The sequence below is a fragment of the Lacrimispora sp. genome (genome assembly GCF_047605665.1).
Classification (GTDB): domain Bacteria; phylum Bacillota; class Clostridia; order Lachnospirales; family Lachnospiraceae; genus Lacrimispora.
This window is the reverse complement of record NZ_JASGFH010000020.1, coordinates 54,970-81,703: the sequence shown is the minus strand read 5'-3', so window position 1 is coordinate 81,703 and position 26,734 is coordinate 54,970. Positions and strand designations below refer to the sequence as shown.

Sequence of the window (26,734 nt, the reverse complement as noted above, 5' to 3'; positions counted from 1 at the left end):
ATGCTCTTACAGCATTGCCGCTCCTCTGCAATACGTCTGTACCACATCATAGGAATCTTCCAGGACTACGATATCCGCATCGTATCCGGCAACCAGTTTTCCCTTCCTGTCATCCACGCCAAGGCACTTTGCAGGATTGATGGTACAGGAATTCAGCGCCGAATCAAAGGGCACCATAGCCTCTTCCACCAAAATTTTCAGACCTTTATTGGATTTCAGCGTACTTCCCGAAATCGTATCCGTTCCCTTCAAATAAGCCAGACCATTTTCCCTGATCTCAATGCTGTGACCACCCAACTGATAATCATTTCCCGCAGGGCAGTGCTTTGCACAAAGAGAATCCGTAATCATGATGGCATGATCCTTTCCCTTTATGGTGTAATAATTATTAAGCGCAGCCAAATGGGAATGGCAGCCATCGCAAATGATCTCGCCGTATATATCACGCACTCTGAATGCAGTTCCCACCAGCCCTGGGTCCCGGTGATGATAGGCTGTCATGCCGTTATACACATGGGTCATAGAGGTTGCCCCATTTGCAATCCCCATAAGCGCCTGCTCATAGGTGGCAGATGAATGCCCCATGCTCACCACCACTCCCGTATCCTTGCAATACCTTGTCAGGTCAAAGTTCTCATCATGCTCCGGAGCAAGGGTGATGTATTTGATCATGCCCTTTGCCGCTTCCTGATATCTCTGAAACTGTGTTATGGAAGCGGATGCAATTGCCTCCGGGGGCTGGGCCCCTTTATACTTCATGTCCAGGTAAGGCCCTTCAAAATGAATTCCCAGGATCTCTGCCCCTTCATATCCGTTTTCTGCCACAAAAGCCACATTGGCAACTGCTTTCTCCAATACTTCCGGCATCTGGGTCACTGTGGTCGGAAGGATGGAGGTCACGCCTTCCTCCGGTATCCGTCTCATCCAGTCCCGCAGCCCCTCCGGTTCTCCGTCATTGGTGTCGTATCCATAAGCCCCATGAGTATGAATATCAATAAATCCGGGAACGATCCGGTTATCGCCATAGTCCTGGTCTGCCTCCGACTCTCCGTAAGGGCGGACCGCATTTATTTTTCCGTCTTCGATCTGAAGCTGTGCCGGGATGAACTGGCCTGCAATCCATACCCTTCTGCTCTGTATTATCATAAAAGTAACCTCCCTTTTCTGTTTTCTAACCCTTTATCCTCAGTATAACAGTTCCTTCCAGATTTTCAAGCAGGTTTCAAAATCTTTTTCAAAGGCAGATTATAAAGGGATGGGCCACCGGATGAGGACGCGGAATAAGTCCGCTTCCACTTCCACCTGAAGCCTTCCGTTTTGAAGTTCCACAAAGCTTTTGGCAATGGCCATTCCAAGTCCTGACCCTTCCGTATTACGGGACTGGTCGCCCCTGGCAAAACGCTCTGTGATCTCCTGGGGGTTGAAAGTCAGTTCAGAGGCGGAAATATTTTTCAGGGCAATGGTCACATATCCGTCTTCTTTTTTCATGTCAATGTAGGCCCTGGTGTCAGGCATTCCGTATTTGATGATATTTGTTAAAAGGTTATCAAATATCCGGTACGTCTTCTGGCTGTCCAGGGGGAGAACTATTTTTTCATCCGGCAGGTTCCAGCGAAAATCAATGGCAGATTCTTCTATCTTATCGCTGAGTTCATAGCTGACTTCCTTTAGGAGGCTGACAATGTCCACATCCTCCAAGTTTAAGGTGACGTTGTTGCTGTTGGCCTTGCTGACTTCAAATAAATCTTCTATCAGGGATTTTAAGCGCATGGACTTCTGTTCCAGAATGTCAATGTAGGCTTTTCGCTGTTCCGGGGTCACATGTTCTTCTCTCAATAGGTTTACATAAGTTATAATGGCAGTCAAAGGTGTTTTTAAATCATGGGACATGTTGCTGATCAAGTCTGTTTTCAGCTTCTGGCTTTTTACCTCTTCGCCTACAGCCACCTTAAACCCGCTCTGTATTTTCTGGATTTCTTTCTTAAAGGGCTCAAATACGCCCAGGTCCTCTTCAATGGTCACCTCTAAATTTCCTTCTGCAATCTGGTTGGTGGCCTCTAAAAGCACCCGGTATTTCCGGCTTAAATCCCTGTAATATTTTCTCATGAAGATGAACAAAGCGACTGAATAGATCACAAGAGCCCCGATTCCCAGAAACCAGAGGCTGCAGAGAATTGCCAGAATGATAAAGTTCACTCCTACAATCCGTAAAATGGTTTTATCCGACTGATCCTGGAGGTCAATGCCTGACAGAAAATCATAAACCGTTCTGCACAGCCATTTCACCCACTTCCAGAAATATCCGCAAAGGGTCCGGTCCCTGATGTATGCCTTAAGGCCGATGTGAAACACATCCCGCATGCATAGGACAGCCCAGTATACGATGGCAAAGGGTAGGGCCCACCAGAGCAGGTTCCACAGCTTTATCATCATGCCGGCAGCGGTGGGAAGGAAGTTTGCCCGGAGAAGGGCATTTTCCAGTTCTCCCCGGTTGGTCATTGCCACCAGCCCTGTAAGCCCGGCTCCGAATGCCGCCGCACCGCCGCCAACAGCAAGGACTGCTTCAAAAGGTGTCCTTAAAATCCGGCTCTCCTCCGCCCATCTGACATCAAGGCAGGAGAAAAGCAGGGCCAGAATTCCCACTGCGCACACAAGGCCTATAAAAATCCTGGGAACAGCTCCGGAAACGTGATAGGAGCTCCAGTCCGTTCCCTGGGTCTCTTTTAAATCGGCTGCCTGCCGGGCTGTCATTCCGTAAGCGAAGGTCATATTCCTGGGCTTTGCAAATTTCAGTTCCGGTTCATAAATATACTGTTCCCAATAGCCGTTTTCCATGGGGTCCCGCTCACCGTACTGCTGCAGCCGGACTGCAAGGCCGGTCACACTGTCTCCGTCTGCTTCCGCCACCTCCATGCGGCCCAGGCTGTCGTAATGGAGCAGCGCCTTAAATACATACTCCCTGCTTTGGGAAATGGATTTTTCCTGGGCATGATCTGACAGCACTTCCCCGTTTCCATCCAGAATCTGATAATCCACGTAATGGCGCACACTGCCAAACTCTCGGCTCCAGCTTTCGTATTTCTGCATGCTGTTTTGGCGCAGAAGCTTTACGTATTCACTTTTGCTGTCCGGCTCTGTTTCATATTCTTCAACCGCAAGCTCCCCGTCAGACCCTGCGCTCTGCTGTTCTTCCGCCTGAGGGAAGAAATACCGGAAGGGGGAAATCATCTCTCCCTGCTCACGCTGTGCCTGCTCCATGGCAAGAACGTAATTGCCTGATATCAGCTTCAGGAGAAAGGACTCATCTTCATAGACCTGTTCTTCGTACCTGGCAGATTCATTTTTAAAAAATGGATAAAGCCCCACCATGACTGTCGCCGCTGACAATACCACGGTTATTGCAAGAATCAGACTGATCCTATGCCTGTTTTTCAATTTTGTATCCAACTCCCCACACCACCTTTAAATATTTGGGTTCCCTGGGATTGATCTCGATTTTTTCCCGGATCTTCCTTACGTGAACCATGATTGTATCCGTATTGACAGCCCTTTCATTCCAGACTCTTTCATAAATCTCTTCTGCGGAAAACACCCGCCCCGGATTTTTCATGAGAAGAGCAAGAATCTTAAACTCCATGGGAGTGAGTCTGGCAGGCTTTTCATCCACAAACACTTCCACCGTATCCTCATTCAGCTCCAGACCGCCTATGACGTAGACATTGCTTTTTTCCTTTTCTTCCTTGGCCTCCAGCATATCCATGTACTTCCCATACCTTCTGAGCTGGGAATTGACCCTGGCAAGCAGTTCCATGGGCGTAAAGGGCTTTGACACGTAATCGTCGGCTCCTATATTAAGTCCCATGATCTTATCCACTTCCTCTGATTTTGCCGACAGGATGATGACCGGAAAATCGTGGGACTGTCTCAGCTTCACGGTCATGGTGATGCCATCCATACGGGGCATCATCACATCCACAATGGCCAGGTGAATCTCTTCCCGCTCCAGTATCTTAAGGCCCTCGATTCCGTCCGCCGCCTGAAATACCTCGTATCCCTGGCTCCTCAAATAAATTTCCACCCCTTCTCTGATCTCTTTATCATCTTCCACCAGTAAAATGTGGTTTCGTTCCATCTGATTTCTCCTTTCTTCATCTCTGCCCCTGATTTCGGGCACAATGGTATGCTAAAGTGTTTCCTTTATGATACCACATTTCCTTTTATTTTACTTTAAATCAAGGATACCGGACCATTCTTAAATTCAATAACCGGGAAAACGAAATAATTTCTAAATTTTAAATACAAAAGCCCAAAGGGAATCCATGGGTTTCCCTTTGGGCTTTTAAAGATATCCGTTTTGCCAAACGCTTATCGGACATCCTCGGAAGTCTTTCTTATATTGGTATCCATCAGCCGGTTAAATCCCAGCCAGCCGTTATTATCTCCTGCACCTTTGATCACTTCGATCATGGTTTCCATCTTTGCATCCGTATTATCCGCAAAGTTTAAGGCGAGGGCTTCGATCAATGCCGGTTTTTTGGGAGAGCCGTATTCCAGTTCTCCGTGATGGGAAATGATGCAGTGCTTTAATTCAGAGGCCAGCTTATCCGGGAAGCCTTCAATGGTCCGTATCCTCTCCCCCACCATTTCCGTTCCGATGATGATGTGGCCTAAAAGCTGTCCGTCGTCGGTGTAATCATTTTCCGGAAATGTGGAAAGCTCTTTCGTCTTTCCGATATCGTGAAAGGCCGCTGCCGTAATCAGCAGATCCCGGTTGATGACAGGATAATAACCTGCGTAGTAATCACACAGCTTGATCACGCTTAAGGTGTGCTCCAGCAGTCCGCCTACAAAGCCGTGGTGAACGCTTTTGGCTGCGGAATGGAACTGGAATGCCTTTGCAAAAGCAGGGTCATCCGCAAAAAAGCTTTCCAGAAGCTTTTTTAAATGAGGACTTTTTACGGTCCTGATAAAGCCGAGAAGCTCCTCATACATCAGTCCGATATCCTTGGAGGATACAGGCAGGTAATCGCCGGGAACAAATTCCTCTTCACCGGCTTTTCTGATCCGCTTGATATTTAACTGATTGGAATTTTGAAATACGGTAACATCTGCATCCACATATACGTAGTCCAGAGTTTCAAAATTCCCGATTCCCGGAGAACCTAAGTCCCAGATCTTGGCATCTACCGTTCCGGTCTTGTCCTGCAGAATCAGGTTTCCATACTCTTTCCCTGACTTGGTAAGAGCAATCTGCCTGTTCTTACATAAATACACATCTGAAACATGCATTCCTTCCCGGAATGATTCAATATATCTCATTCTTTTCCTCCATATTCTAGCCCCAGGCAACGTGGAAGCCAGGAAAATTACCTGGCTCCAATGGTTACCGGATATTGAATCTCTTTATATTCTTCTCTCCCATTGCGGGAAACAGTCACACTTATTAAATCTCCCGGATTTAATTTTTCAAGGGACACCTGGAAATCCTTCATGGTGACAATGGTTTCCTCTCCCATGGCAGTTATGATGTCTCCGCTCTGAATTCCGGCGTTATAAGCAGGCCCGTCTCCGTTTACATCCACCACGTAAACGCCCAAAGGCATGCCTTTGCTGTTCATGGTGGCACTCACCTCCTGGCCTCTGATTCCAAAGTAAGGGTAGGAAGCGCCGTTACTCATCCGCTCCAGAATGCTTTTGTAATCAGAAATAGCCATAGCTGCCGTCATATCTTTGCTGCTGTCGTTTTTATACTCATCCGTCACCCAGCCGATGATCTGGCCTGCCGTATTCATGAGAAATGTGCCTGCTGCCGCATTGGCCTTTGCATCAGAATAAAGGATTCGGGTGATGCCGTCAGTGACCTGGACATTTCTGGTGATGTAGGTGACAAATCCATAGCCTGAGGAGTGAACCATGCCTGCAGGCCCTCCTATGGCTACGATCAAATCTCCCTGTTTGACGGAATAGGAATTTCCAAGCTCAATGGCCTTTACTTCCTCTAACAGAGTTTTTCCAAGGCTTGCCGTAGGAACGCTGACAATCGCCATGCCTGACGGCTTATCGGTCTGTTTGATGGTGCCCTGGACCTCAGTTCCGTCATAAAATGCCACCCGGATGGCTTCCGCATCCTCTACAGCCCCTTCCGGGGTCAGGATTAAAATCTCCTGGTTGATAGTGGCTGTGACGACACCTGCAAACAGGCCGGAATTTTCCACCGGATTATTAAACCAGTCTTTCTGAGTCCTTACGGAGTGAACCGTCACGACTCCTTTGTCCGCTTTTTGAACCACGGTTTTTAAATCCGCATATAAGGTATTCAAATCCTCTACAGAAAAGGGATACTTTTCCATAGCTGACTTTAAAATGTCTTCAATGGGTTCTGTTTCAACAGCCGGTTGGGTCTCTGTCTCAGGGGGGGAGGCCTCAGGATCGTCTTTTGGTATGGTAACGGTCGTGCTCTCTTCCCTGGGTTCCCTGGCAAAAAATTTCTCAGCGGCAGGCAGGGACACGACAAACGTAACCGCAGCAACCAGCCCGAAAATAACTCCGGTCATGGAAAGTCCTAAAATTCGCTTTAACATGTCCCTCTTTGACATGGGCTGCCTCACTATTTTTTCATTGATGAACTGGCGGGGTTTTTCCCTCTTCTCATCTGGTCCGTTATGTTCCGGCATACTTACCCTCCTTTGCAGAAGACTTAAATACTATTATAAGGTTCTTCGCTCTTTTATGCAAGGAAAACCTTTGAACTTTAGCCGGGCTGGAAACCAACCTGAGGATTGCAGTTTTCCTCTGATTTATGTTATACTGTATCCGATACCATCCGCGGCCAAATTTATCATTGCTGTTCAATGGGAAAATCATCTTGCACGATCTTCGGTCATACAAGATGGATCGGAGGTTCCTCCATGATTTTACCGTACTGAACAGTTACGTAAATATTATAAGAAAGTAGAATGAACAATCTATGAACCATAAAGCATTAAAAACATTGGAATACCACAAAATCATTGCCCAACTCACGGAATACGCTTCCTGCGATTTCGGAAAAGAGTTATGCCGCAATCTGGTGCCTTCCACCGACTACGGCGAAATCGTCCAGTCCCAGAAAGAGACCACCGATGCCGCCGCCCGCGTCCGCCAAAAGGGAGGGATTTCCTTTGGAGGCGTTAAGGACATCCGCTCTTCTTTAAAGCGTCTGGAGGTAGGAAGCGCTTTGAGCATTTCAGAGATTCTTGCCGTCAGCACTCTTCTCACAGTTTCAGCCAGGGCAAAGGCTTATGGCCGCCACGAGGAGGACCAGCTTTCCGAAGATTCCCTGGAGGAATTTTTTCGGATTCTGGAGCCATTGACTCCGGTGAATACGGAAATCAAGCGGTGCATCCTCTCGGAAGAAGAGGTGAGCGACGATGCCAGTCCGGGGCTTCGCCATGTGAGGCGCTCCATGAAGTCCATCAACGATAAGATTCACACCCAGATGAACTCCATTTTAAATTCCAGCCGGTCCTATCTTCAGGATGCGGTCATCACCATGAGGGACGGGCGCTACTGTCTCCCGGTAAAAGCGGAGCACAAATCCCAGGTTTCCGGTATGGTCCACGACCAGTCTTCCACCGGTTCCACCCTGTTTATTGAGCCAATGGCTATTGTAAAGCTGAACAATGACTTAAGGACTCTGGAGATTCAGGAGCAGAAGGAAATTGAAATGGTCCTGGCTGATTTGAGCAACCAGCTTGCGCCTTATTCAGAGGAGCTGGAAACGAATTTTAAAACCATTTCCCAGCTTGATTTCATATTTGCAAAGGCGGCCCTGTCCAGACATTACAACGGCAGTGAACCGGCATTCAATACAAAAGGGATGATCAATATTAAAGAGGGACGCCATCCTCTTTTGGACCCTGCCAGGGTGGTACCCATCACCATTCACTTAGGGCGCAGTTTTGACCTTTTAATCGTCACGGGTCCCAATACAGGCGGTAAGACGGTTTCCTTAAAAACAGTGGGCTTATTCACCCTTATGGGACAGTCCGGCCTTCACATTCCGGCATTTGACGGTTCTGAGCTGGCTGTGTTTGACGAGGTGTTTGCAGATATCGGTGATGAGCAGAGCATTGAGCAGAGCTTGAGTACCTTTTCCGCCCATATGACCAACATTGTCCAGATTTTAAATAAGGCAGACAGCAACTCCCTCTGCCTGTTTGATGAGCTTGGGGCCGGAACAGACCCCACGGAAGGAGCGGCTCTGGCGATTGCAATCCTGACCTTCCTTCACAACATGAAGTGCCGCACCATGGCGACCACTCATTACAGCGAGTTAAAGGTATTCGCCCTGACCACTCCAGGCGTGGAAAATGCCTGCTGCGAGTTCAATGTGGAGACATTGCAGCCTACCTACCGGCTTTTGATCGGTGTGCCGGGAAAGAGCAATGCTTTTGCCATTTCAAAGAAGCTGGGACTCCCCGATTATATCATTGAGAATGCCAGGACCAATCTGGAAGCCAAGGATGAGACCTTTGAAGATTTGCTGACTCATCTGGAGGAAAACAGGGTCACCATTGAACGGGAACGGATTCATGTGGAATCCTATAAGCGGGAAATCGAGCAGTTAAAGTCCCGGCTGACCCAGAAAGAGGAGCGGCTTGACGAGCGCAAGGACAAGATGATCCGGGATGCCAAGGAAGAAGCCCAGAGAATTCTGCGGGATGCCAAGGAGACGGCAGACCAGACCATCCGCCAGATCAACAAGCTGGCAGCGGACTCAGGCGTTAACAAGGAGCTGGAGGCAGAACGGAGCAGGCTGAGAAGCAAATTGCAGGAGGTGGATTCCTCCCTGGCCCTTAAAAAAGAGAGGCAGGAGGCTGGAAAAGAGATCGATCCCAAGAAGCTTCGGCTGGGGGACGGGGTCCGTGTCATAAGCATGAATTTAAACGGAACCGTCAGCTCTCTTCCCAATGCAAAGGGAGATTTATACGTGCAGATGGGAATTCTCCGCTCTCTTGTCAACATTTCCGACTTAGAGCTTTTACAGGAAAAATCAGTTTCTTCTCCTTCCGGCGGCGGTTCCAAAAAGACAGGAAGCGGAAGCAGCTCCACCCGCATGTCCAAGTCCCTTTCCATCTCGCCTGAGATCAACTTGATCGGAATGACCACGGATGAGGCCATCCCTCAGTTGGACAAATATTTGGATGACGCCTATCTGGCCCACTTATCCCAGGTGCGGATCGTTCACGGCAGAGGAACCGGAGCGTTAAAAAATGCGGTTCACAAGCATTTAAAACGGTTAAAATATGTAAAGGAATTCCGGCTGGGCGTTTTCGGCGAAGGGGATTCCGGAGTAACCATTGTTTTCTTTAAATAGATTGATTGGAGGTTGACCATGGCTGAAAAGCAGCGCATATTGATTATAGATGACGACAACAACATTGCAGAATTGATTTCCCTGTATTTACTGAAGGAATGTTATGAAACAACGATTGTCAATGACGGGGAAGAGGCTCTCCGGGTATTTCCGGAGTTCAAGCCTAATCTGGTGCTTTTAGACTTAATGCTGCCGGGCATGGATGGCTATCAGGTGTGCAGGGAGATGCGCTCCTTCTCCCAGGTTCCCATTATTATGCTGTCAGCCAAGGGAGAGGTCTTTGACAAGGTCTTAGGGCTGGAGCTGGGGGCTGACGATTATATGATCAAGCCCTTTGATTCCAAGGAACTGGTGGCACGGGTGAAAGCCGTCTTAAGGCGTTACCAGACCTCCCAGATTCCGGCTTCTCCCAACAGGGACCAGCAGGGAGATTATGTGGAGTATCCGGACCTGATTGTAAACCTCACCAATTACTCGGTGCTCTACAAAGGACATTCTGTGGAAATGCCGCCTAAGGAGCTGGAACTCTTGTATTTCCTGGCTTCCTCTCCAAACCAGGTGTTTACCAGGGAACAGCTTCTGGATCACATCTGGGGATACGAGTATATAGGCGATACCAGAACAGTGGATGTTCATATCAAACGCCTTCGGGAAAAGATCAAGGATCATGCGGGCTGGGCGCTGACTACGGTGTGGGGGATTGGTTATAAGTTTGAGGTGAAGAGGTAAGGGTCTCTTCCTACTCACTTGCTAAATATAAAAAAATTGAGGTAAAACGCCAGTGACACACTCTCTTTACTACAAATTCATCCTTGGCTACCTGCTGTTCGGCCTTTTGGGATTCATATCCATTGCCACCTTTTCCTCTGAAATCACGGACCGGTATCTCCTGCGCCAGAATTCGGAGAGCCTGTATGACGAAGCCAATCAGATCGCTTCCACCTACAGCGGCATGTATCAGGGCAAAAGCAGATATTTGTCTTCTTATCCTGAGATGTTAAAGGAAGTCGGCTATCTCCATGCCCAAATCTGGATTATGGACCGTCAGGGCAAGGTGGTTGCCGACAGCAGGACACCCGGAATGGAGGGACAGGTCATAGCAGACTTTGACCCCACCTTCATGGGAAACAAATCCTATATCATCGGCAATTATTATAATCAGTTCCAGGAACCGGTACTGAGCGTCCATGCGCCTATTACGGGAAATTACACCACCTACGGCTATGTGGTGGTTCATCTTCCCATATCCTATTTAAAGGCGGAACGGGATGGGATTTTAAACATCGTTTACATTTCATCCGGCGTCATATTCGCCCTTTCCCTGATCATCCTTTTGGTTTTTACGAGGACGGTTTACTTTCCTCTTAAGAAGATCACGGCAGGAGCCAACGAATACGCCCAGGGAAATTTGATTCATCACATTGGAGTCAATACCAGGGATGAAATGGGTTATCTGGCCGGCACCCTCAACTATATGTCGGACGAGCTGAACAAAATGGACGAGTATCAGAAAACCTTTATTGCCAATGTCTCCCATGACTTTCGCTCTCCTTTGACCTCCATCAAGGGGTATTTAGAGGCAATCTTAGACGGAACCATTCCTCCGGAACTGTATGGGAAATATTTAACAAGGGTCATATCAGAAACGGAGCGGCTCAACAGCCTGACCCACGGCCTTTTGACACTCAACTCACTGGACAGCAAGGGCTATTTAAACCGCACCAACTTCGATATCAACCGGGTCATCAAGGACACGGCAGCTTCCTTTGAAGGCACCTGCAATGAGAAGAGTATCACCTTTGACTTAACCTTCTCCGACAGCATCCAGATGGTTTACGGAGACCTGGGAAAGATTCAGCGGGTTCTTTACAACTTGATCGACAATGCCATTAAATTCAGCCATCACGATTCCACCATTTACATCCAGGCTTCGGGAAAGTATGAAAAGATTTTCATTTCCATCAAGGACACGGGAATCGGAATTCCAAAAGACAGCTTAAAGAAAATCTGGGAACGGTTTTACAAGACGGATTTGTCCAGGGGAAAAGATAAGAAGGGCACTGGGCTTGGGCTTGCCATCGTCAAGGAAATCATCCAGTCCCATGGGGAAAATATCGATGTGGTCAGTACGGAAGGGGTTGGGTCTGAATTCATCTTCAGCCTGCCTAAGTCTTCCAATTTATAACATGTAAAATCAGAAAAAGGCTATGGGAGACAACTTCTCCCGTAGCCTTTTTAGTGAAAAACTCATTCCTTCCAGTGCAGATGATGGAGCTCTCCCTCCATGGTCATATTCTCAAAACCGTTTTGGCGGTAAGCCTCGTACAGCACGATGGATACAGAATTTGACAAATTTAAGGACCTGATATCTCCCCACATGGGAATCCTGACGCAGCGGTCCTGATTTTCCACAAGAATATCCTCCGGAATTCCTGCGCTTTCCTTGCCGAACATGATGAAGCAGTCCGGCTCGTAAGCCACCTCCGTATACACATGCTGCCCCTTGGTGGTGGCCATGTAGATTTTAGCTCCCGGATTCCGATCCAGAAAGTCCTGATAATCGCTGTATACGGTCACGTTAAGCTTATCCCAGTAATCCAGTCCTGCCCGCTTGATCAGCTTGTCGTTGAGCCTAAAGCCCAAAGGCTCGATCAGATGCAGCTTTGTATTTGTAGCCACGCAGGTCCGTCCGATATTTCCGGTATTGGCCGGCATTTCCGGCTCCAATAATACCACGTTCATAGTTTACGCCTTCCCATCCAGTTTATTCACAAATCGGCTCATGCGGCTTAAGGCTTCCTTTAAATTCTTTAAGGAGTAAGCATAGGAAATCCGCAAAAAGCCTTCTCCGCAGTCTCCAAATGCAGTGCCGGGCACAACCGCCACCTTTTCTTCCATCAGCAGTCTGGTTGCAAATTCATCAGAGGTCATGCCAAACCGTTTGATGCTGGGGAACATGTAAAAGGCGCCGTAAGGCTCAAAGCATTCCAGCCCCATCTCATCAAAGGCATGCTTTAAATAGCGCCGTCTTTGATCATAGGATTCCCTCATTGCCTGAACGTCCTTATCCCCGTCTTTAAGCGCTGCTACAGCGGCATACTGGCTGGTGGTGGGGGCGCACATGATGGCAAACTGGTGGATTTTTAACATCTGTTCTAAAATCACCCTGGGAGCAGCGGCATAGCCGAGACGCCAGCCGGTCATCGCATACGATTTGGAAAAGCCGTTAATGAGAACGGTCCTCTCCCTCATGCCCGGAAGGGCGGCAACGGTGGTGTGCTCTCCGCCATAAGTGAGCTCCGCATAAATCTCATCGGATATGACAAATAAGTCCTTTTCAACCACGATCTCAGCGATCTTTTCCAGCTCCTCTTTCACCATGACGGCTCCCGTAGGGTTGTTGGGGAAAGGCAGAACCAGAACCTTGGTCTTTGGAGTGATCTTTTCCAAAAGCTTCTCCGGCGTCAGCTTAAACTCATCCTTTTCTTCCAGCTCAATGATCACCGGTACGCCGTTTGCTAAAATGGTACAGGGAACGTAGGAAACGTAGCTGGGCTGGGGGATCAAAACCTCATCGCCTGGGTCCAGCATGGCTCTTAATGCCACGTCAATGGCTTCGCTGCCGCCTACCGTCACCATCACTTCATGGTCGGAGTCATAGGAAACGCCGAAGCGCCTGTTCAAATAATTGCATATCTCCACCTTTAATTCCTTGAGGCCCGCATTGGAAGTATAAAAGGTCCGCCCTTTTTCCAGGGAATAAATTCCCTCCTCGCGGATATGCCAGGGAGTGTCAAAATCAGGCTCTCCCACGCCTAAGGAAATGGCATCTTTCATTTCACTGACAATATCAAAAAACTTCCGGATTCCGGAAGGGGGAATCGTCACGATTCGGTCTGACAATGGATTTCTCATGGAGTGATCAGCATCCTTTCATCGGCAGTTTCTTCTGCAAGCACAGTACCATGGTCTTTGTATTTCTTCAGGACGAAATGGGTCGCAGTGCTCAATACCGATTCCATGGGAGAAAGCTTCTCAGAAACGAACTGAGCCACCTGCCTCATGGTTCTTCCTTCGATAAATACGGTAAAATCAAAAGAACCTGACATGAGGTACACCGCATTTACCTCGCTGTACTGATAGATGCGCTCCGCAATCTTGTCAAATCCCATCCCGCGCTGGGGAGTTACTTTGACCTCAATGAGTGCCACCACCTTTTCATCGCTGGTATTGTCCCAATTGATCAGAGTGTGGTAGCCGCAGATAATCCGCTCTTTTTCCATTTCCGCGATCTCGTTGGCAATGGCAGCCTCGCTTTCTCCTAAAAGAATCGCCAGGTCCTTTAAATTAATCCTGCTGTTTTTTTCAATAATTGCCAGTATCTTTTCCCTCATAATACTTACCTCCTGCTTCATTCTGCCAAAACCTTATAAATTTCATCCCTTGAGGGCCGTTCTAAATAGCCGTTGCTCTCTTCATGGATGATCACTCTCTTAATTCCATCCGTCACCTTGCCTATGACGGCTGCGGTCACTCCTTCTTTCTCCAAAGCCAGAACCAAATCTCCTCCGTTGTCGGCCAAAAGGACCAGACAGCCGGTAGAGAAAAGGCGGTACGGATTTAAGTCGTACCGCTCACAGATTTCGATCGTTTCCTGCTTAACCGGGATTTTGCGCAGGGAAAAGCTGATTCCTGTCATATACGCCCCGGATAAATCCCAAAGGGCCTTTAACACTCCGCCTTCTCCTGCTGCCTCACACTCTGATGCTCCGGCTTGTGCCCATTTCTCCGGATTTCCTTCCAGGGCCATGGCCCCGTCTTCCAGTACCCGGTCCATGTAATCCTCGGAAAACCATTGACGCAGGTCTTCTTTTTTATGTTTTATAATTTCTACAGTTGCCCAGAGCCCGGCGTATCCTGCTATCACGATATCCTGCCCAGGCTTCATGGTTCCTGTATTTTCTCTTTCAATCCGTCTCATGCTGATTCCTAAACTCCCGGTCCGGCAGGCCCCTGGATAGGTGATTCTCCCGGTCCGTTCGGAATGACAGGCTCCGGTGTGGGCGAAGGCTCTGTGGGCGGAATTTCTCCCGGCTGGCCTGGGACGCTCTCTCCCGGAATTATGGGCTGAACTGTGACAGGTGCTGCAGGGCCCACTCTGATAATGGCCTTTGAAGGATTATAAGTGTCCGTATGCACAATTTCCCGGCTCTGTTCCACGCCGTCAACGTAAATGATCTTCCAAAGCCTGGACTTGATTCCCGTATGTGCTGACTGGACCTGGTTTCTGCTGCCCGGCGCCATGGCTGGGTCCACAATTTCCTTGGGCGCTCCTGGGTCCGTGACCTTTAAGGTTTCGGAAACAAACTGGAAGGTGCGGTTTGCCGGCCTGGTTTCCTTTCCATAGATGGTAAAGGTGAGTGTTTTTCCGGAAATGCTTCCCTCAATGAAAATGGGAGTGCTGTAATTATTGGTGAATTTCAAATCCTTGTAGGTGCCTGCAATGGCGGCATCCTCAGAAGGTTTTACATAAGTTACAATCATGGAATGGTTCTGCCTCTGCACAATGGCAAGCTCTGCACGGAGCACTGCATTGTAAAGAGTGGTGGAAATCTGGCATACGCCGCCTCCCACGCTGTCAATCACCTGCCCGTTTTCATAGGCTGCCGCAGTGGCATAGCCGTTGGCTACGGTAAAGGGATGCATGCATTCGTAACCGGAAAGAGTCTCTCCCGGCATCAGCACCCGTCCGTTGATTTTGCTGGCACCCACCCTTAAGTTGGTGGACCGGGAAGCGCCGCTGGATGCAAAGCTGGTGGAAAATTTCCCCAGCACATCCTGGATGGAGGCCAAATCCTCTGTCAGGATATCAGGCTTTTTCTCCTCAATCACTGCTACTGCATTGACAGGCTCTTTAAGCCCTTCCGCAAGAGCCGCGTCAAGAGCCTGCTTTGTGGCACCGATGTCCACGGACTTTCCAATGACAGAAGGAGTCACCACAAAAGCGCCGTCCTGTCTGACTATGGTGGCATTCTTTGCCTCTGTCTCCACAGGGGCACACTTTTCCGCCACAAAAGCGGCTACTTTTCCCTCGTCAAGAGCTGTCTCCAGAGGGATGATGACATGGTTCTTTTCAATATCCTTCTTATTTAAATACCGTTTGATTAAATTTCCGCCCTGCCAGGCTGATGCGGCCTGGGATACCGCCTCCGGATTGCTCCAGTGAAATCCCAGTTCCTTTGCCGTGGTTTCCACGGGCTGTCCGTCCACTTCCAGGGTGATCTTCTGGCTTTCCATCTCATCTACCAGTCCCTGGATTTTTTGACCGGCCTCCTCTTCTGTCATGCCTCCCAGATTGTATTCTCCTACATAAATTCCATCGGGAAGGGAATCAGCCATGGCATGGATTGGGGAGAGAACTCCTATTCCTGCCGCCAAAATCACTGCTGCCAGGCTCATAGACAATATTTTCTTTTTCATATTCATTCCTCATTGCTTGCTGGTCAATACGGTATCTCCGGTTCTCCTGACGTTACAGGACGCTCAGCAACACGGGAACTATCATGGAAGCAATCAGCAGAACTACCACCGCAATCATGACTGCTGATAAAACTTTTTTATTTTTTCTATTGTTAAAATTCATCATTTCGCATCACCTCTCTCTTATTCTTCCATACTGTGCTATGATTTTATCCGTAATTCTGGATATTTCATTTCTGGACAAATGGTCCGTCTGCACAGATAAAACTATTTTATGATATTTTAATAAATCCTGCAAGTGTTCTTTTTGCCTTTTTGAAGCAGGCTGCTCTTTTTTTACCTTGTAAATCAGTTCCTGAGAGGTAAATGCGCCGGCCTCTTCCCCGCCGTACCGTTTTTCTATCTCCTGATAGAGAAAATGGGACGCCTTAGCGTCCGCCAAAGCCCGATGGCTTAAATTCATCTCCACTCCGAAATACTCACAGGCTGCTTTTAAATTTTTCTTTTCCTCAGAGGGCATAAACCTTCTTGCCAGCTTTAAGGTATCAATTCCCTTGCGCTCAAAGCCAAGGCCCTGATTTACTGCCGCCCGTTTTAAAAAGCTGTAGTCAAAGATCACATGATGGCCTAAGAGGGGTAAGTTTCCTGCAAACTCCAGAAACTCCTTTATCACTTCCCCGATCTCCGGGGCAGACTCCACCTGCTCATCGCTGATGCCTGTAAGGGACGCCACTTCTTCCTCCAGCTTGCGGTGAGGGTTTACAAAGGTTTCATACGTTTCCCTTATCTGTCCGTCTAAAACCCGCACGGCTCCGATCTCAATGATCTTATCATGCTTTGGGTCCAGGCCCGTTGTCTCCAAATCTACCGCAATATAAGATGACACCACCTTAATGTTCTCCTTTTCCAGCCTTCACCGGCATGGCGCTTGGGCACAGTTCCCGCAAAAAGCATTCTCCGCACTTGGGGCTTCTGGCAACGCAGATGGTTCTTCCAAGGGTGATGATGTGAATATTCCATAAAATCCAGTGTTCTTTTGGGAGCACCTTCATCAGCTCATATTCGATCTTTTCCGGGTCCTCTGCCTTTGCAAAGCCCAGCTTTCTGGAAATCCTCTTCACATGGGTGTCCACCACAATGCTGGGTTCGTTATAGATATTTCCCCGGATGACATTGGCTGTTTTGCGCCCCACTCCTGCCAGGGAGGTCAGGTCCTCCATGGTGGAAGGCACTTCGCCGCCAAATTTTTCCACCAGATCCTTACAGCAGGATATGATATTTTTAGCCTTCATATGATAAAAGCCCAGGGAGTGGATATCCTTCTCCAGCTCCTTTAAATCCGCCTGGGCAAAGCTTTGGGGAGAATCGTATTTTTCAAACAAATCTGCTGTCACCATGTTGACCCTGGCATCAGTGCACTGGGCGCTTAAAATAACTGCAATTAAAAGCTGCCATGGGGTTTCGTGGTTTAAGTAACAGATGTACTCTGTTCCATATTCCCGGTCAAGAGCTTCTAAGACCTTTAATACTCTGGCCTTCTGCTCTGCTTTTGTTTCTCTTCCTGCCATTCATTCCTCCATATGCCAATCTCATAATCTGCTGCATTATGGGACAAGGCATCCCGTTTCTTATAATCAAAAAGCACTGCCCTTCCATCCCGGAACACCTCGATGTGGGCCATTTTGATCAGTTGTCTCGCCTCATAGCCTTCGTATCCTTCCGTTAAATAGTGAAAAGACAAAGCTTCCTCTGCAAAAAATGCCCTCACCCGGTCCTTAAAGGGTTCCTGGTCCGCTGCAAAGGAAGGACGGCTCTTTAAATTCTCTCTTAAATACAGGTCATATACGAGAAGGTCCCGGTACCTGGGAAGCTTTTCCGGCACCTGGTCTTTGATAAACTGCTCCAATATATCATACCGCGCCATGCGGCTGTGGCTGATTCCAAAAAGTCCCCGGCTTTCGTAATGTTCGGCCAGAGCTTCAAACAAATCAAAAGGTGTTTCAAATTCCTCGCACAGCTCTTTTACGGTCAGCCGGAACTGTCCGCTGTTTCCGTAGACCTCCAGCATTTCTTCCAGAGCCTTTAATTTTAAAACCTCACCGTAATCAAGCCATTTGGTAGACAGCACTTCATAAGGCGGCTTCTGCCTGAATTTCAAACCGTATTCCTCCGCCATTTCCGACATATAAGAGCCTTTCAGCACTTTTAAGAAGCCAAGCTGAAGCTGTTCCGGCTTCATATCCCAGACCTGGTTAAAGGAATTTTTAAAGCTCTCGTAATTTTCATAAGGAAGCCCTGCAATTAAGTCCAAATGCTGATGGATATTTTCAAAGCTGTTGATGCGGGCCACTGCATTTTTCAGCAGGTTCAAATCCATTTTCCGCCGGATTTCCTCTATGGTGCGGGGGTTGGTGCTCTGGACCCCGATTTCAAGCTGAATGAGGCCCGGCCTCATGCGGGACATCAGCTCCAGTTCCTCTTCGTTTAGAAGGTCCGCGGAAATCTCAAAGTGGAAGTTGGTCACCCCGTTGTCGCATTCCATAATATGGCGCCAGATTTCCCTGGTGTGCTTCCTGCTGCAATTAAAGGTTCTATCCACAAACTTCACCTGGGGAACCCTTTTTTCAATGAAGAAATCCAGTTCCTTCAAAACCAGGGAAGTATCCCGCAGGCGCACCGACTTATCCAGGGAGGAAAGACAGTAGCTGCAGGAAAATGGACATCCCCTGCTGCTTTCGTAGTAAATAATGCGGTTTTCAAAGCCTGACAGGCTTTCATACAGAAAGGGAATGGAACTCATGTCCGCTGCTGTTTTTAAAGGATTTTCAATGACAGACCCATTTTCATTTCTCACCGCCACTCCGTCTATGGTACAGAGGGCGGAAATCTTGTCCTTCTCATAAGACCGGCTTCCTTTTAAATAAGCCCGCACCACCTTTAAAAAGGTTTCCTCCCCTTCTCCCGTCATGATTCCGTAAACCGACCGTTCCTGTTCCAGAATCCGGGAGGCGTCATAAGACACTTCAGGACCTCCCAGCCAGATCTCCGCATGAGGGAGAATCTTAGGAAGGTCCCGGACCAGTTCCAAGACAAAGGCAATGTTCCAGATGTAGCAGGAAAATCCCACTGCATCCGGTTTCCTGCTGTAAATATCCTTTAAAACCTCATCGGGCTGATTGTTGATGGTATATTCCCCGGTTTCAATCTGAAAGCTTCCATCCTCCAGTTCCCGTTCCTTTACATAAGCTTTGGCATAAGCCTTTAAGCTGTAAATGGCAGGATTAGAGTGGATATACTTGGCATTGACAGCCGCGAGTAAAAACTTCATATTAAACCTCGATCTCTATTTTTCTTCCTGTGGACTCGTACTGGTAATAGCGAACCCCTGCCGCATTCATCATCCGCTTGGAGGCGTTGACAGCCGGGGTGTCCGCATACTTGTCCGAGCCGTATACCACGGTTTTGATCCCTGCCTGTATAATGGCCTTGGCACATTCATTGCATGGGAACAGGGTTACATAAAGCTTGCTGCCTTCCAGGCTTCCTCCCCTGTAATTAAGGATAGCATTTAATTCACTGTGAGTGGAATAGAAATATTTGGAATTATAGGGGTCTTCCTGTTCACTTTCCTTTGTCCAGGGAAATTCTTCATCAGAGCAGCCCAGGGGAAATCCGTTGTAGCCCATGGATAAAATCTTGTTGTCCTGGCTGACAATGCAGGCCCCCACCTGAGTGCTGGGGTCCTTGGAACGCTTCCCTGAAAGAAGGGCCACTCCCATAAAATACTCATCCCATGTAATGTAATCTTCTCTCTTTCCAGACATAGCTGTTCCTCCTTTTATGTTCTGATAATATGGTATCCTGCCGCCTTTACCAGGCGGTTCATAATAGCCTGTCCCAGGTGATCCTTGGAAAAGCTTTCAGAATAAATATAATCCGCATCCAGATCGTCAAATTCTCTCAGCACCGAATAAAGGCTGTGGGCTATGGTCTCTTCCTTTGCCCGTGTCCCCAGGCTGCGGACAATTCCGTGGGGATAGCTGTCCCTGGTTTCTTCCGTGCATATGATTCCCACCCGAAAGCCCCTGGAGAGCTGTTCCTCTGCCAGACGGTTAATGGTTCTCACCACATCTTCCATGCCCCCCTCTACCAGGGTCAGTTCCGCCTTGGGGGCATAATGCTTGTATTTCATTCCCGGCGCTTTGGGCCTGACTTCGGCCTTCATAGGGCCTGAGACAATGGCCGGGTCTAAGTGAATCTCCCGTCCAAGGACGCCGGAAGCCATCTCCTGGGTGACGGCGCCGGGCCTTAATATCACGGGCTCGTCTCCCGACACATCAATGATGGTGGATTCCACGCCGATTCCTACGGCACCGCCATCTAAAACCATGTCTATCTTCCCGTTCATATCCTGCCACACGTGATCTGCCGTAGTAGGGCTTGGACGCCCGGAGGTGTTGGCGCTGGGCGCAGCCACCGGAACCCCGGCCAGACGTATGAGAGCATTTGCTATGGGGTCAGCGGGCATACGGACTGCCACTGTATCGAGGCCGCCTGTGGTTCCATAGGGAACCAGTCCGCTTTTGGGAAAAATAAGGGTCAGGGGGCCGGGCCAAAATGCTTCCATCAGCTTTTTTCCAGCCTCAGGCACCTGGGAAACCAGGGGAATCAGATCATCAAAATCAGCAATATGTGCAATCAGCGGGTTATCGGAAGGTCTTCCTTTGGCCTCGTAGATTTTCCTCGCAGCTTCTTCATTTAAGGCGTTGGCTCCCAGGCCGTAAACGGTTTCCGTGGGAAACGCTACCAGACCGCCATTTTTTAATATTTCCGCAGGTTTTTTTAACAGTTCTTCCTCCGGATGTTCTCTGTTTTCTATTATAATTCGCTCTGTTTTCATAATTTTTGCTCTTTCCTTTTCGCTTTCCTAATCATATCACAGGGGCAGTGACCATGCAACTTTTTTACCGTTACATGGGACTTTAAACTTTATTTTCCAGAATTATGAAGAAAACAATGGTTGCAGGATTTCTATAATAATGATACCATTAAAAAAACATTTTATTTTGGAGGAATACCACATGGCACTGATTATACCCAAAGATTATGACCCCAGGCTCTCAGTACGGGAGACCCAGGAGGCCATCAAATACATAAGGGATACGTTTCAGAAGGAATTCGGAAAAGAAATGAACCTGGAACGTATTTCAGCCCCTCTGTTCGTGGAAAAAAGCAGCGGTTTAAACGACAACTTAAACGGTGTGGAACGTCCGGTAGCCTTTGATCTCCTGGGCATTCTCGGCGAAACCATTGAAGTGGTTCAGTCCCTGGCTAAGTGGAAACGTATGGCCCTTCATGAGTACGGCTTCCAGCCCGGCGAAGGACTTTACACCAATATGAACGCCATCCGCAGGGACGAAGAGATGGACAATCTCCACTCCTGCTACGTGGATCAGTGGGACTGGGAAAAGGTCATCACAAAAGAGGAGCGCAATGAAGAGACTTTAAAAGAAACCGTCCGCAACATCTTTAAAATCATCAAGCATATGGAGCATGAAGTATGGTATAAATATCCCCATGCCGTCAAACAGCTTCCGGAAGACATCACCTTTATCACTTCTCAGGAATTGGTGGACCGCTTCCCGGATAAGACTCCGAAGGAAAGGGAAAACCTCATCACAAAGGAACACGGCTGTGTCTTCCTCATGAAAATCGGTGAGAAACTCAGCAACGGGGAACCTCACGACGGAAGAGCTCCTGACTACGATGACTGGCAGTTAAACGGAGATATCCTCTTCTGGTTTGAAAACTTGAACTGTGCCCTGGAAATCTCCAGCATGGGAATCCGTGTAGATGAAACGTCTCTGGCAAAGCAGCTTGTAAAGTCCGGCTGCGAAGACCGCAGAAACCTTCCTTACCACAGAATGCTGTTAAACGGAGAACTGCCTTACACCATCGGCGGCGGTATCGGACAGTCCCGTCTCTGCATGCTCTTACTGGACCGCGCTCACGTAGGAGAGGTTCAGGCCAGCATTTGGCCTGAAGAAATGCGGAAAGAGTGCAGGGATCACAAAATCTTCCTTCTTTAAATCAAAAAAGGTCATTGCAGCAATACACCTCTGCAATGACCTTCTCTTTTATCTTCCATTTAAATATTCCATGATCCCCATGTGGATGGTCCATGCCATCCGGTCCTGATAGTCCTCTGTATTCAAGAGGGCCGATTCCTTCCAGTTGGTCAAAAAACCGCATTCCACAATGACAATGGGAGTCCTTACGTGCAAAAGCAGGAAATATTTGTCATTGGGTTTTGCCAGTCTGGTGTTTTTTTCTCCCAGCACATAGTCAAACCTCTTTTGCAGTATTTCAGCCAGCCTCTTCCCTTTTTCAGAGCTTTTGTAGTAAAATACCTGTCCTCCGTAAACATCCTCCTGATGATAGCTATTCTGGTGGATGCTGACTGTGAGAGCAGGCTTTGCCTTATTGATGATCTCGCAGCGCTTATTCATATCCGCCACTTTTTTTCTGCTGTCCCTTTCAGAATAAAGGCCGTTATCATCTTCCCTGGTCAAAATCACTTCCACATCAGAGGCTTCCAGATACTTTTGCAGCCGTTTGGCTATCTGTAAGTTGATGTCCTTTTCCAGGCTTCCGTCAATCCCGATCTTGCCCGGATCATTTCCCCCGTGCCCAGCATCTAATTTGCGCAACTATCCTTATATGTATTAATTTCTTCTTGAAAGTCATGAAATTTATATGTAATCTCGATTTTGCGCCCTTTAAAGATGCGGATGGAGCTTATCATCTCTTGCACGATTATTCTGTCCAAGGACTCTACTTCTCCTAATTCAAAGAATCTATCCAGCCAGGGATTTACAAGTTGTTTTTTCTTAGTAAGTCCTTGTTCTAACTCATCAATCTTTTTTGAAATGGCCTGTTCTCTTCTTTCACTTTCTTCCTTAAAAAACAGGTAATCCTCTTTCGTAATCAAACCATCCGCATAGTCAGTATAATATTTTCGACGTTTAAATTGTAATGCCTCTTTTTCTCGAGTACATTTATCTAACTGACTCTTTCCGTCGCTGAAGTTAAGGCTTCCTATATCTGTCTGAATCAAAGACCTAAAATCATTAACTGATATGATCATGCTATTCAAGTCCTCTAGGATCACCTTTTCTAAAACATCATACCTTATATACTCCAAATCACATATGCTTTTTCCGTTTCGTTTTCTTGTGCCACATGCATAATATAATGCCTCATCGTTTTTAACCGATTTAACCATAGCCTTTCCGCACTCTCCGCAATACAGGACTCCAGCAAATATATGAGGCTCTCCTTTGCCTTTCAACGCAAAATGTTTTGCATTATTTAAGAGAAATTGTACTCTGTCAAAATCCTCCCTGCTAATGATAGCCGGAGCACATCCTGCGGCTATAATCCAGTCCTCTTTTTTCTGCATCTTTGGTTTGCCTCGCATTTTTTGTCGTTGCCTGCCCTGCTCAAGGTCACCTGCATAAGTTTGCATACGTAAGATTTTATTTACCGACGTAAAGTCCCACAAATGGCGTCCATTTGTCTTTCTTGCTTTCGGACTATAAAAATTAGAGCCATTCCTCAGCTTATATTCATATGGAGAAGTAATAAACATGTCATTTAACGTTTTAGCAATAGATGCCACATTCATACCTTTCAGACGCATGTTGTATATACTCCTTACAACTTCAGCTGCCTCCTCATCAATCAGTAACTCATTTTTATTTTCTGGGTTCTTTTGATAACCATACGGGGCAAAAGCTCCAATAAAACTCCCCCTGCGCTGCTTATCATTTATGGACGAGTGTACTTTGCGAGAAATGTCTTGTGCGTACATCTCATTAAACAGGTTTTTAATTTGGAAAATAACATCGTAATCATCATACCTTGAGTCAAAATTATCATCTTTAGATATATAGCGTACATCTGCCAAATCATCTTCGAGGATAATCTGCATTCGTGATGATTTCCGTGCAAATCTGGAATGATCCTTAACCACAATACATTGGATTTTTCCATCCTGGCAATCTCTCTTCAGCTTTTTGAATCCCGGCCGATTAAAATTAGTGCCAGTATAATCGTCATCTACATATTCCTCAGTAAATTCCAATTCAGCAAAACCTTCGATATAATGATGCAGCATTTTGCGTTGATTGTCTATACTACTACTTTCGGTCTTACTATCCTCCTTATCGGAGTACCTTAAATATAACGCTGTTTTTAACGAATCGCTCAACCTAATACCTCCTGCTCAGCGATTTGCACAGACACATGCCTTTTAATTATGCTTTTTAAAACCTCCTCTTTAGTTATTTTATTTTCATAAATACGAACGATTAAATACTCTTGCTCGCATCTATGATTTACTTGATTATTTTTCTGCTCTCGCACAATAAGCCTCCAAACAGCTTATATGGCTATGCATATCTCTTACCCACAATATATATCGCATTGAAGCATATGGTTATCATTTGCTTGATTTTCAAATAACATCATTACAAAATTAACCACATAACCAATATGATGCATAAATGTGTATCTCCAAGATTGCATATAACCACCTCTCTCCCTACACCATATGCTCCAATGCTTGTACTATATATTCATAGATATCTTATTTTCGAACCAAAAAAGGCCGCACTACTCCTATAAGAGCAATACGACCTAAATACCAAAGACAAAAAAATGTACAATATAATATATTTATCATATTCTTTTTTCAAAGTCAATAATTTTTTAGGGTTTTTCTCAAGTTTTTTATCCCCAATCGGTAGTTTATTGCTATCATATGTGATTAAAGGCTTCATCTTCCCATGCCTTTATTTGCTCAATAGATACTTCCTGTATTTCTGCAATGGCCTCATAATCGAACCCTTTCTTTAACATTCTTAAAGAAAAATATTTCTTCACCCTCATTCGTCCTTCCTCTCGCCCCTGTATTCGCCCTTCCTCTCTAATCATTTCTTCTATTTTGGTCATAGAGATCACCTCCATTAAACCTTTTTCTTATTTTCTCATTCCACAACTTATTTATATCCAAATTTCAACAACTTTATTTAGTTTTGAATAAAAGCAGGGACTGCACAGCAACCCCCTATTTCTATTAGATATACAATAGGCCTCATTCAAATATAAAACTACATACTTTATATCCTTAACTTGTCAGGGTTTTCTAGGTCAGAAGAGTTTTCCAAATCGGAATATCCTTCTAAATTAGAAACCTCTTCTAAGTCAGAGGAGTCTTCTAAATCAAAAAAATGATCTTGTCTATCTCTTTTTCTGTCTTTTTCCTTTAAGGTAACTTTAAAAGTAATGATAATATATCTATTATCCTCTACCTTAGGCGATCGATGAGCATAAGTAGCAGATGATACTTTCATATTTTCGCTGTCATATGTTTTTAAATTGTTAACAACTCCTTTACTCATGTCTAAAGCCGGAATTAATTTCCTAGCCCATTCCTTGGCTTTTATGCTAACAATTACCGGCACTTCTTGTCTCCCGGATTTATTCCAATCTATATTACTTTCCACATAACTTAGGATAGATTCCTCTATATTAGAATCATAGTAGGAAAATTCATTACCACTTCCTTTACTCCGTATTGCATCTAGGATTTCTTTATCCTCTTTCTGCTTCAGTTCTTGTTTTTCATCATAGGAAGTGGAAACCGAACTATTAACTACACCATTTTCCAGATAATATTTAACTGTATCTGTACCGTATTCATATGCATTGCATTCTTCGCCTGGGGACCAATTTTTGTGGTGAGATATCCTTTTAATACTATCAGATTCTAAGTTAATATATTTATTAAGTAACATATTATAGCCATACTTATTAGCTGATTTCCTATTTACAATAGGATCTTCCCAAGTTACATCTACGTGATACCAACTTTCATCATCTAACTTTACCAGATTCCATGCATGTTGCGAACTAGAAACATATGTGCTCTCCAACCCACAACGTCTTGCCAGTTCATTGAATGCCCTTGCATAACCAGAGCACACCGCCTCGCCTTTAACTAACGCTCCATAAGCAGTATAATCATCAGAAATCATAGTATCAGTTCTATAGCGATCATAAGCGTAATCAATATTCTCTACCATGTAGCGTATTATTTCAATTTCACGACGAAATCTCCAGTCACTTTCTCCCTTTTCTATCTTCCCCTCTATGTGATTTTCATAAAATTCATCAACAACAGCCTTTATCTTAGGAATCTTATTACCTGACAAATTGGGATCACGATCTCCAAATCTTCCATCATCATATTCAATTCCCTCATAAAAATCATCACTGTCAAACTCTGAATCTTCATCAAAGGTCATATTGGTTAATAATTTATACTCTTCGATTGTTTTCCATTCCCCTTCATAGTTCCAAAGACCAGCATCTTTTCTAGAATTCACGCTCCCATCTTCTTTTATCCAAACACCGCCACTATCTAGAAGGTAACCATCTGGTGTAACACACGCTCTTAAAACAGCTCCCTGGGGCTCTTCCTCTCCCACTTGGCTAAAATAAAAGCAAAATCCATTGAGCCATTGCCAACCTGTAAACATACTTCCTCTGCTTCCATTTGAAACAGGATTCATAAAATATGACTTTTCATTGTCACGTACCCAGCCCGTTTGCATAATTCCTTGATCATTAAAATAATACCATTTGCCATTCTCCTCTAGCCACCCCGTTTGTATATAAGCACCACTTTCCTGTAAATATTTCCATTGGCCTTCTGATTCTTCCCACTGACCAGCTGACGCTGTAATGCCACTTAGTAATGAAGTTGAAATACATATAACTGGTATTAGTAAAGTATGCTTTATCTTTATTTTCAATTCTCTTCTCATAAAA

Annotated in this window: 24 protein-coding genes; 4 read left to right on the top strand and 20 right to left on the bottom strand. The window is 46.3% G+C overall.

What is annotated here, in order from left to right; all coding sequences use genetic code 11:
* Positions 1-6: 6 nt before the first annotated feature.
* From nagA to QM657_RS15805, 5 genes are all read right to left on the bottom strand, one after another.
* The gene (nagA, locus tag QM657_RS15825; RefSeq protein ID WP_415067670.1) at positions 7-1,146 is read right to left on the bottom strand and encodes an N-acetylglucosamine-6-phosphate deacetylase; all 1,140 of its coding nucleotides are present in this window, start codon (positions 1,144-1,146) and stop codon (positions 7-9) included.
* A gap of 99 nt (positions 1,147-1,245) precedes the next feature.
* Entirely contained in the window at positions 1,246-3,447 is a 2,202-nt protein-coding gene (locus QM657_RS15820) for a sensor histidine kinase (protein WP_415067669.1), read from the bottom strand.
* Positions 3,419-4,132, bottom strand: coding sequence for a response regulator transcription factor (locus tag QM657_RS15815; RefSeq protein ID WP_415067668.1), 714 nt, complete (start codon positions 4,130-4,132; stop codon positions 3,419-3,421). Before QM657_RS15815 ends, QM657_RS15820 begins: the two co-directional genes overlap by 29 nt.
* A gap of 233 nt (positions 4,133-4,365) precedes the next feature.
* Positions 4,366-5,319 (bottom strand): 3'-5' exoribonuclease YhaM family protein, encoded by a 954-nt coding sequence (locus QM657_RS15810; RefSeq protein ID WP_415067667.1) that lies wholly within the window; start codon positions 5,317-5,319, stop codon positions 4,366-4,368.
* Between the two features lie 47 nt (positions 5,320-5,366).
* On the bottom strand, positions 5,367-6,674 hold the full coding sequence (locus tag QM657_RS15805) for a S1C family serine protease (RefSeq protein WP_415067666.1): 1,308 nt from the start codon (positions 6,672-6,674) through the stop codon (positions 5,367-5,369).
* 293 nt (positions 6,675-6,967) lie between these two features.
* Here QM657_RS15805 and QM657_RS15800 point away from each other — a divergent pair, with 293 nt between their 5' ends.
* The 3 genes from QM657_RS15800 to QM657_RS15790 are packed head-to-tail and all read left to right on the top strand — an operon-like array spanning position 6,968 to position 11,543.
* Positions 6,968-9,358, top strand: a complete 2,391-nt coding sequence (locus tag QM657_RS15800; protein WP_415067665.1) for an endonuclease MutS2 — start codon at positions 6,968-6,970, stop codon at positions 9,356-9,358.
* An 18-nt stretch (positions 9,359-9,376) separates the two neighbouring features.
* Entirely contained in the window at positions 9,377-10,087 is a 711-nt protein-coding gene (locus QM657_RS15795; protein WP_367566984.1) for a response regulator, read from the top strand.
* Positions 10,088-10,139: 52 nt separating this feature from the next.
* Positions 10,140-11,543: a sensor histidine kinase gene (locus QM657_RS15790; RefSeq protein WP_415067664.1), complete on the top strand. Its 1,404-nt coding sequence runs from the start codon at positions 10,140-10,142 to the stop codon at positions 11,541-11,543.
* A 62-nt stretch (positions 11,544-11,605) separates the two neighbouring features.
* Here QM657_RS15790 and trmL read toward each other — a convergent pair whose 3' ends face one another.
* The 10 genes from trmL to QM657_RS15740 form a co-directional block, all read right to left on the bottom strand.
* Positions 11,606-12,100, bottom strand: coding sequence for a tRNA (uridine(34)/cytosine(34)/5-carboxymethylaminomethyluridine(34)-2'-O)-methyltransferase TrmL (gene trmL, locus QM657_RS15785; RefSeq protein ID WP_415067663.1), 495 nt, complete (start codon positions 12,098-12,100; stop codon positions 11,606-11,608).
* Between the two features lie 3 nt (positions 12,101-12,103).
* On the bottom strand, positions 12,104-13,273 hold the full coding sequence (locus QM657_RS15780; RefSeq protein ID WP_415067662.1) for an aminotransferase class I/II-fold pyridoxal phosphate-dependent enzyme: 1,170 nt from the start codon (positions 13,271-13,273) through the stop codon (positions 12,104-12,106).
* Positions 13,270-13,752: an Lrp/AsnC family transcriptional regulator gene (locus QM657_RS15775; RefSeq protein ID WP_415067661.1), complete on the bottom strand. Its 483-nt coding sequence runs from the start codon at positions 13,750-13,752 to the stop codon at positions 13,270-13,272. Before QM657_RS15775 ends, QM657_RS15780 begins: the two co-directional genes overlap by 4 nt.
* A 17-nt stretch (positions 13,753-13,769) precedes the next feature.
* Positions 13,770-14,339, bottom strand: coding sequence for an AIR synthase-related protein (locus QM657_RS15770; RefSeq protein ID WP_415067660.1), 570 nt, complete (start codon positions 14,337-14,339; stop codon positions 13,770-13,772).
* 8 nt (positions 14,340-14,347) lie between these two features.
* Positions 14,348-15,838 (bottom strand): VanW family protein, encoded by a 1,491-nt coding sequence (locus QM657_RS15765; RefSeq protein ID WP_415067659.1) that lies wholly within the window; start codon positions 15,836-15,838, stop codon positions 14,348-14,350.
* A 172-nt stretch (positions 15,839-16,010) separates the two neighbouring features.
* On the bottom strand, positions 16,011-16,727 hold the full coding sequence (locus QM657_RS15760) for a PolC-type DNA polymerase III (protein ID WP_415067658.1): 717 nt from the start codon (positions 16,725-16,727) through the stop codon (positions 16,011-16,013).
* Position 16,728: 1 nt separating this feature from the next.
* Complete coding sequence (gene nth, locus QM657_RS15755; RefSeq protein WP_415067657.1) at positions 16,729-17,406, bottom strand: endonuclease III; 678 nt, start codon at positions 17,404-17,406, stop codon at positions 16,729-16,731.
* Entirely contained in the window at positions 17,361-19,166 is a 1,806-nt protein-coding gene (locus tag QM657_RS15750) for a B12-binding domain-containing radical SAM protein (protein ID WP_415067656.1), read from the bottom strand. Before QM657_RS15750 ends, nth begins: the two co-directional genes overlap by 46 nt.
* 1 nt (position 19,167) lies before the next feature.
* Positions 19,168-19,662, bottom strand: a complete 495-nt coding sequence (locus QM657_RS15745) for a deoxycytidylate deaminase (protein ID WP_415067655.1) — start codon at positions 19,660-19,662, stop codon at positions 19,168-19,170.
* A 14-nt stretch (positions 19,663-19,676) separates the two neighbouring features.
* Positions 19,677-20,738 (bottom strand): L-threonylcarbamoyladenylate synthase, encoded by a 1,062-nt coding sequence (locus tag QM657_RS15740; protein WP_415067654.1) that lies wholly within the window; start codon positions 20,736-20,738, stop codon positions 19,677-19,679.
* Between the two features lie 181 nt (positions 20,739-20,919).
* Here QM657_RS15740 and asnA point away from each other — a divergent pair, with 181 nt between their 5' ends.
* Entirely contained in the window at positions 20,920-21,927 is a 1,008-nt protein-coding gene (gene asnA / locus QM657_RS15735; protein ID WP_415067653.1) for an aspartate--ammonia ligase, read from the top strand.
* 48 nt (positions 21,928-21,975) lie between these two features.
* On the opposite strand, the gene QM657_RS15730 is transcribed toward asnA, so the two are convergent.
* From QM657_RS15730 to QM657_RS15710, 5 genes are all read right to left on the bottom strand, one after another.
* Positions 21,976-22,548, bottom strand: a complete 573-nt coding sequence (locus QM657_RS15730; protein ID WP_415067652.1) for an N-acetylmuramoyl-L-alanine amidase — start codon at positions 22,546-22,548, stop codon at positions 21,976-21,978.
* Complete coding sequence (locus QM657_RS15725) at positions 22,536-24,110, bottom strand: recombinase family protein (RefSeq protein WP_415067651.1); 1,575 nt, start codon at positions 24,108-24,110, stop codon at positions 22,536-22,538. The genes QM657_RS15730 and QM657_RS15725 overlap by 13 nt, the downstream gene beginning before the upstream one ends.
* On the bottom strand, positions 24,107-24,265 hold the full coding sequence (locus QM657_RS15720; RefSeq protein ID WP_415067650.1) for a hypothetical protein: 159 nt from the start codon (positions 24,263-24,265) through the stop codon (positions 24,107-24,109). Before QM657_RS15720 ends, QM657_RS15725 begins: the two co-directional genes overlap by 4 nt.
* 393 nt (positions 24,266-24,658) lie before the next feature.
* Positions 24,659-24,853 (bottom strand): hypothetical protein, encoded by a 195-nt coding sequence (locus QM657_RS15715; RefSeq protein WP_415067649.1) that lies wholly within the window; start codon positions 24,851-24,853, stop codon positions 24,659-24,661.
* Between the two features lie 167 nt (positions 24,854-25,020).
* A complete protein-coding gene (locus tag QM657_RS15710) occupies positions 25,021-26,730 on the bottom strand; it encodes a transglutaminase domain-containing protein (protein WP_415067648.1) in 1,710 nt (569 codons plus the stop codon).
* Between the last annotated feature and the right edge of the window lie 4 nt (positions 26,731-26,734).

Excerpts from the sequence above, each read along its gene's own strand:
- nagA (WP_415067670.1), bottom strand. The coding sequence starts at position 1,146 with ATGATAATACAGAGCAGAAGGGTATGGATTGCAGGCCAGTTCATCCCG.
- QM657_RS15815 (WP_415067668.1), bottom strand. The coding sequence starts at position 4,132 with ATGGAACGAAACCACATTTTACTGGTGGAAGATGATAAAGAGATCAGA.
- QM657_RS15810 (WP_415067667.1), bottom strand. The coding sequence starts at position 5,319 with ATGAGATATATTGAATCATTCCGGGAAGGAATGCATGTTTCAGATGTG.
- QM657_RS15805 (WP_415067666.1), bottom strand. The coding sequence starts at position 6,674 with ATGCCGGAACATAACGGACCAGATGAGAAGAGGGAAAAACCCCGCCAG.
- QM657_RS15800 (WP_415067665.1), top strand. The coding sequence starts at position 6,968 with ATGAACCATAAAGCATTAAAAACATTGGAATACCACAAAATCATTGCC.
- QM657_RS15795 (WP_367566984.1), top strand. The coding sequence starts at position 9,377 with ATGGCTGAAAAGCAGCGCATATTGATTATAGATGACGACAACAACATT.
- trmL (WP_415067663.1), bottom strand. The coding sequence starts at position 12,100 with ATGAACGTGGTATTATTGGAGCCGGAAATGCCGGCCAATACCGGAAAT.
- QM657_RS15780 (WP_415067662.1), bottom strand. The coding sequence starts at position 13,273 with ATGAGAAATCCATTGTCAGACCGAATCGTGACGATTCCCCCTTCCGGA.
- QM657_RS15775 (WP_415067661.1), bottom strand. The coding sequence starts at position 13,752 with ATGAGGGAAAAGATACTGGCAATTATTGAAAAAAACAGCAGGATTAAT.
- QM657_RS15770 (WP_415067660.1), bottom strand. The coding sequence starts at position 14,339 with ATGAGACGGATTGAAAGAGAAAATACAGGAACCATGAAGCCTGGGCAG.
- QM657_RS15765 (WP_415067659.1), bottom strand. The coding sequence starts at position 15,838 with ATGAAAAAGAAAATATTGTCTATGAGCCTGGCAGCAGTGATTTTGGCG.
- nth (WP_415067657.1), bottom strand. The coding sequence starts at position 17,406 with ATGGCAGGAAGAGAAACAAAAGCAGAGCAGAAGGCCAGAGTATTAAAG.
- QM657_RS15750 (WP_415067656.1), bottom strand. The coding sequence starts at position 19,166 with ATGAAGTTTTTACTCGCGGCTGTCAATGCCAAGTATATCCACTCTAAT.
- QM657_RS15745 (WP_415067655.1), bottom strand. The coding sequence starts at position 19,662 with ATGTCTGGAAAGAGAGAAGATTACATTACATGGGATGAGTATTTTATG.
- QM657_RS15740 (WP_415067654.1), bottom strand. The coding sequence starts at position 20,738 with ATGAAAACAGAGCGAATTATAATAGAAAACAGAGAACATCCGGAGGAA.
- asnA (WP_415067653.1), top strand. The coding sequence starts at position 20,920 with ATGGCACTGATTATACCCAAAGATTATGACCCCAGGCTCTCAGTACGG.
- QM657_RS15715 (WP_415067649.1), bottom strand. The coding sequence starts at position 24,853 with ATGACCAAAATAGAAGAAATGATTAGAGAGGAAGGGCGAATACAGGGG.
- QM657_RS15710 (WP_415067648.1), bottom strand. The coding sequence starts at position 26,730 with ATGAGAAGAGAATTGAAAATAAAGATAAAGCATACTTTACTAATACCA.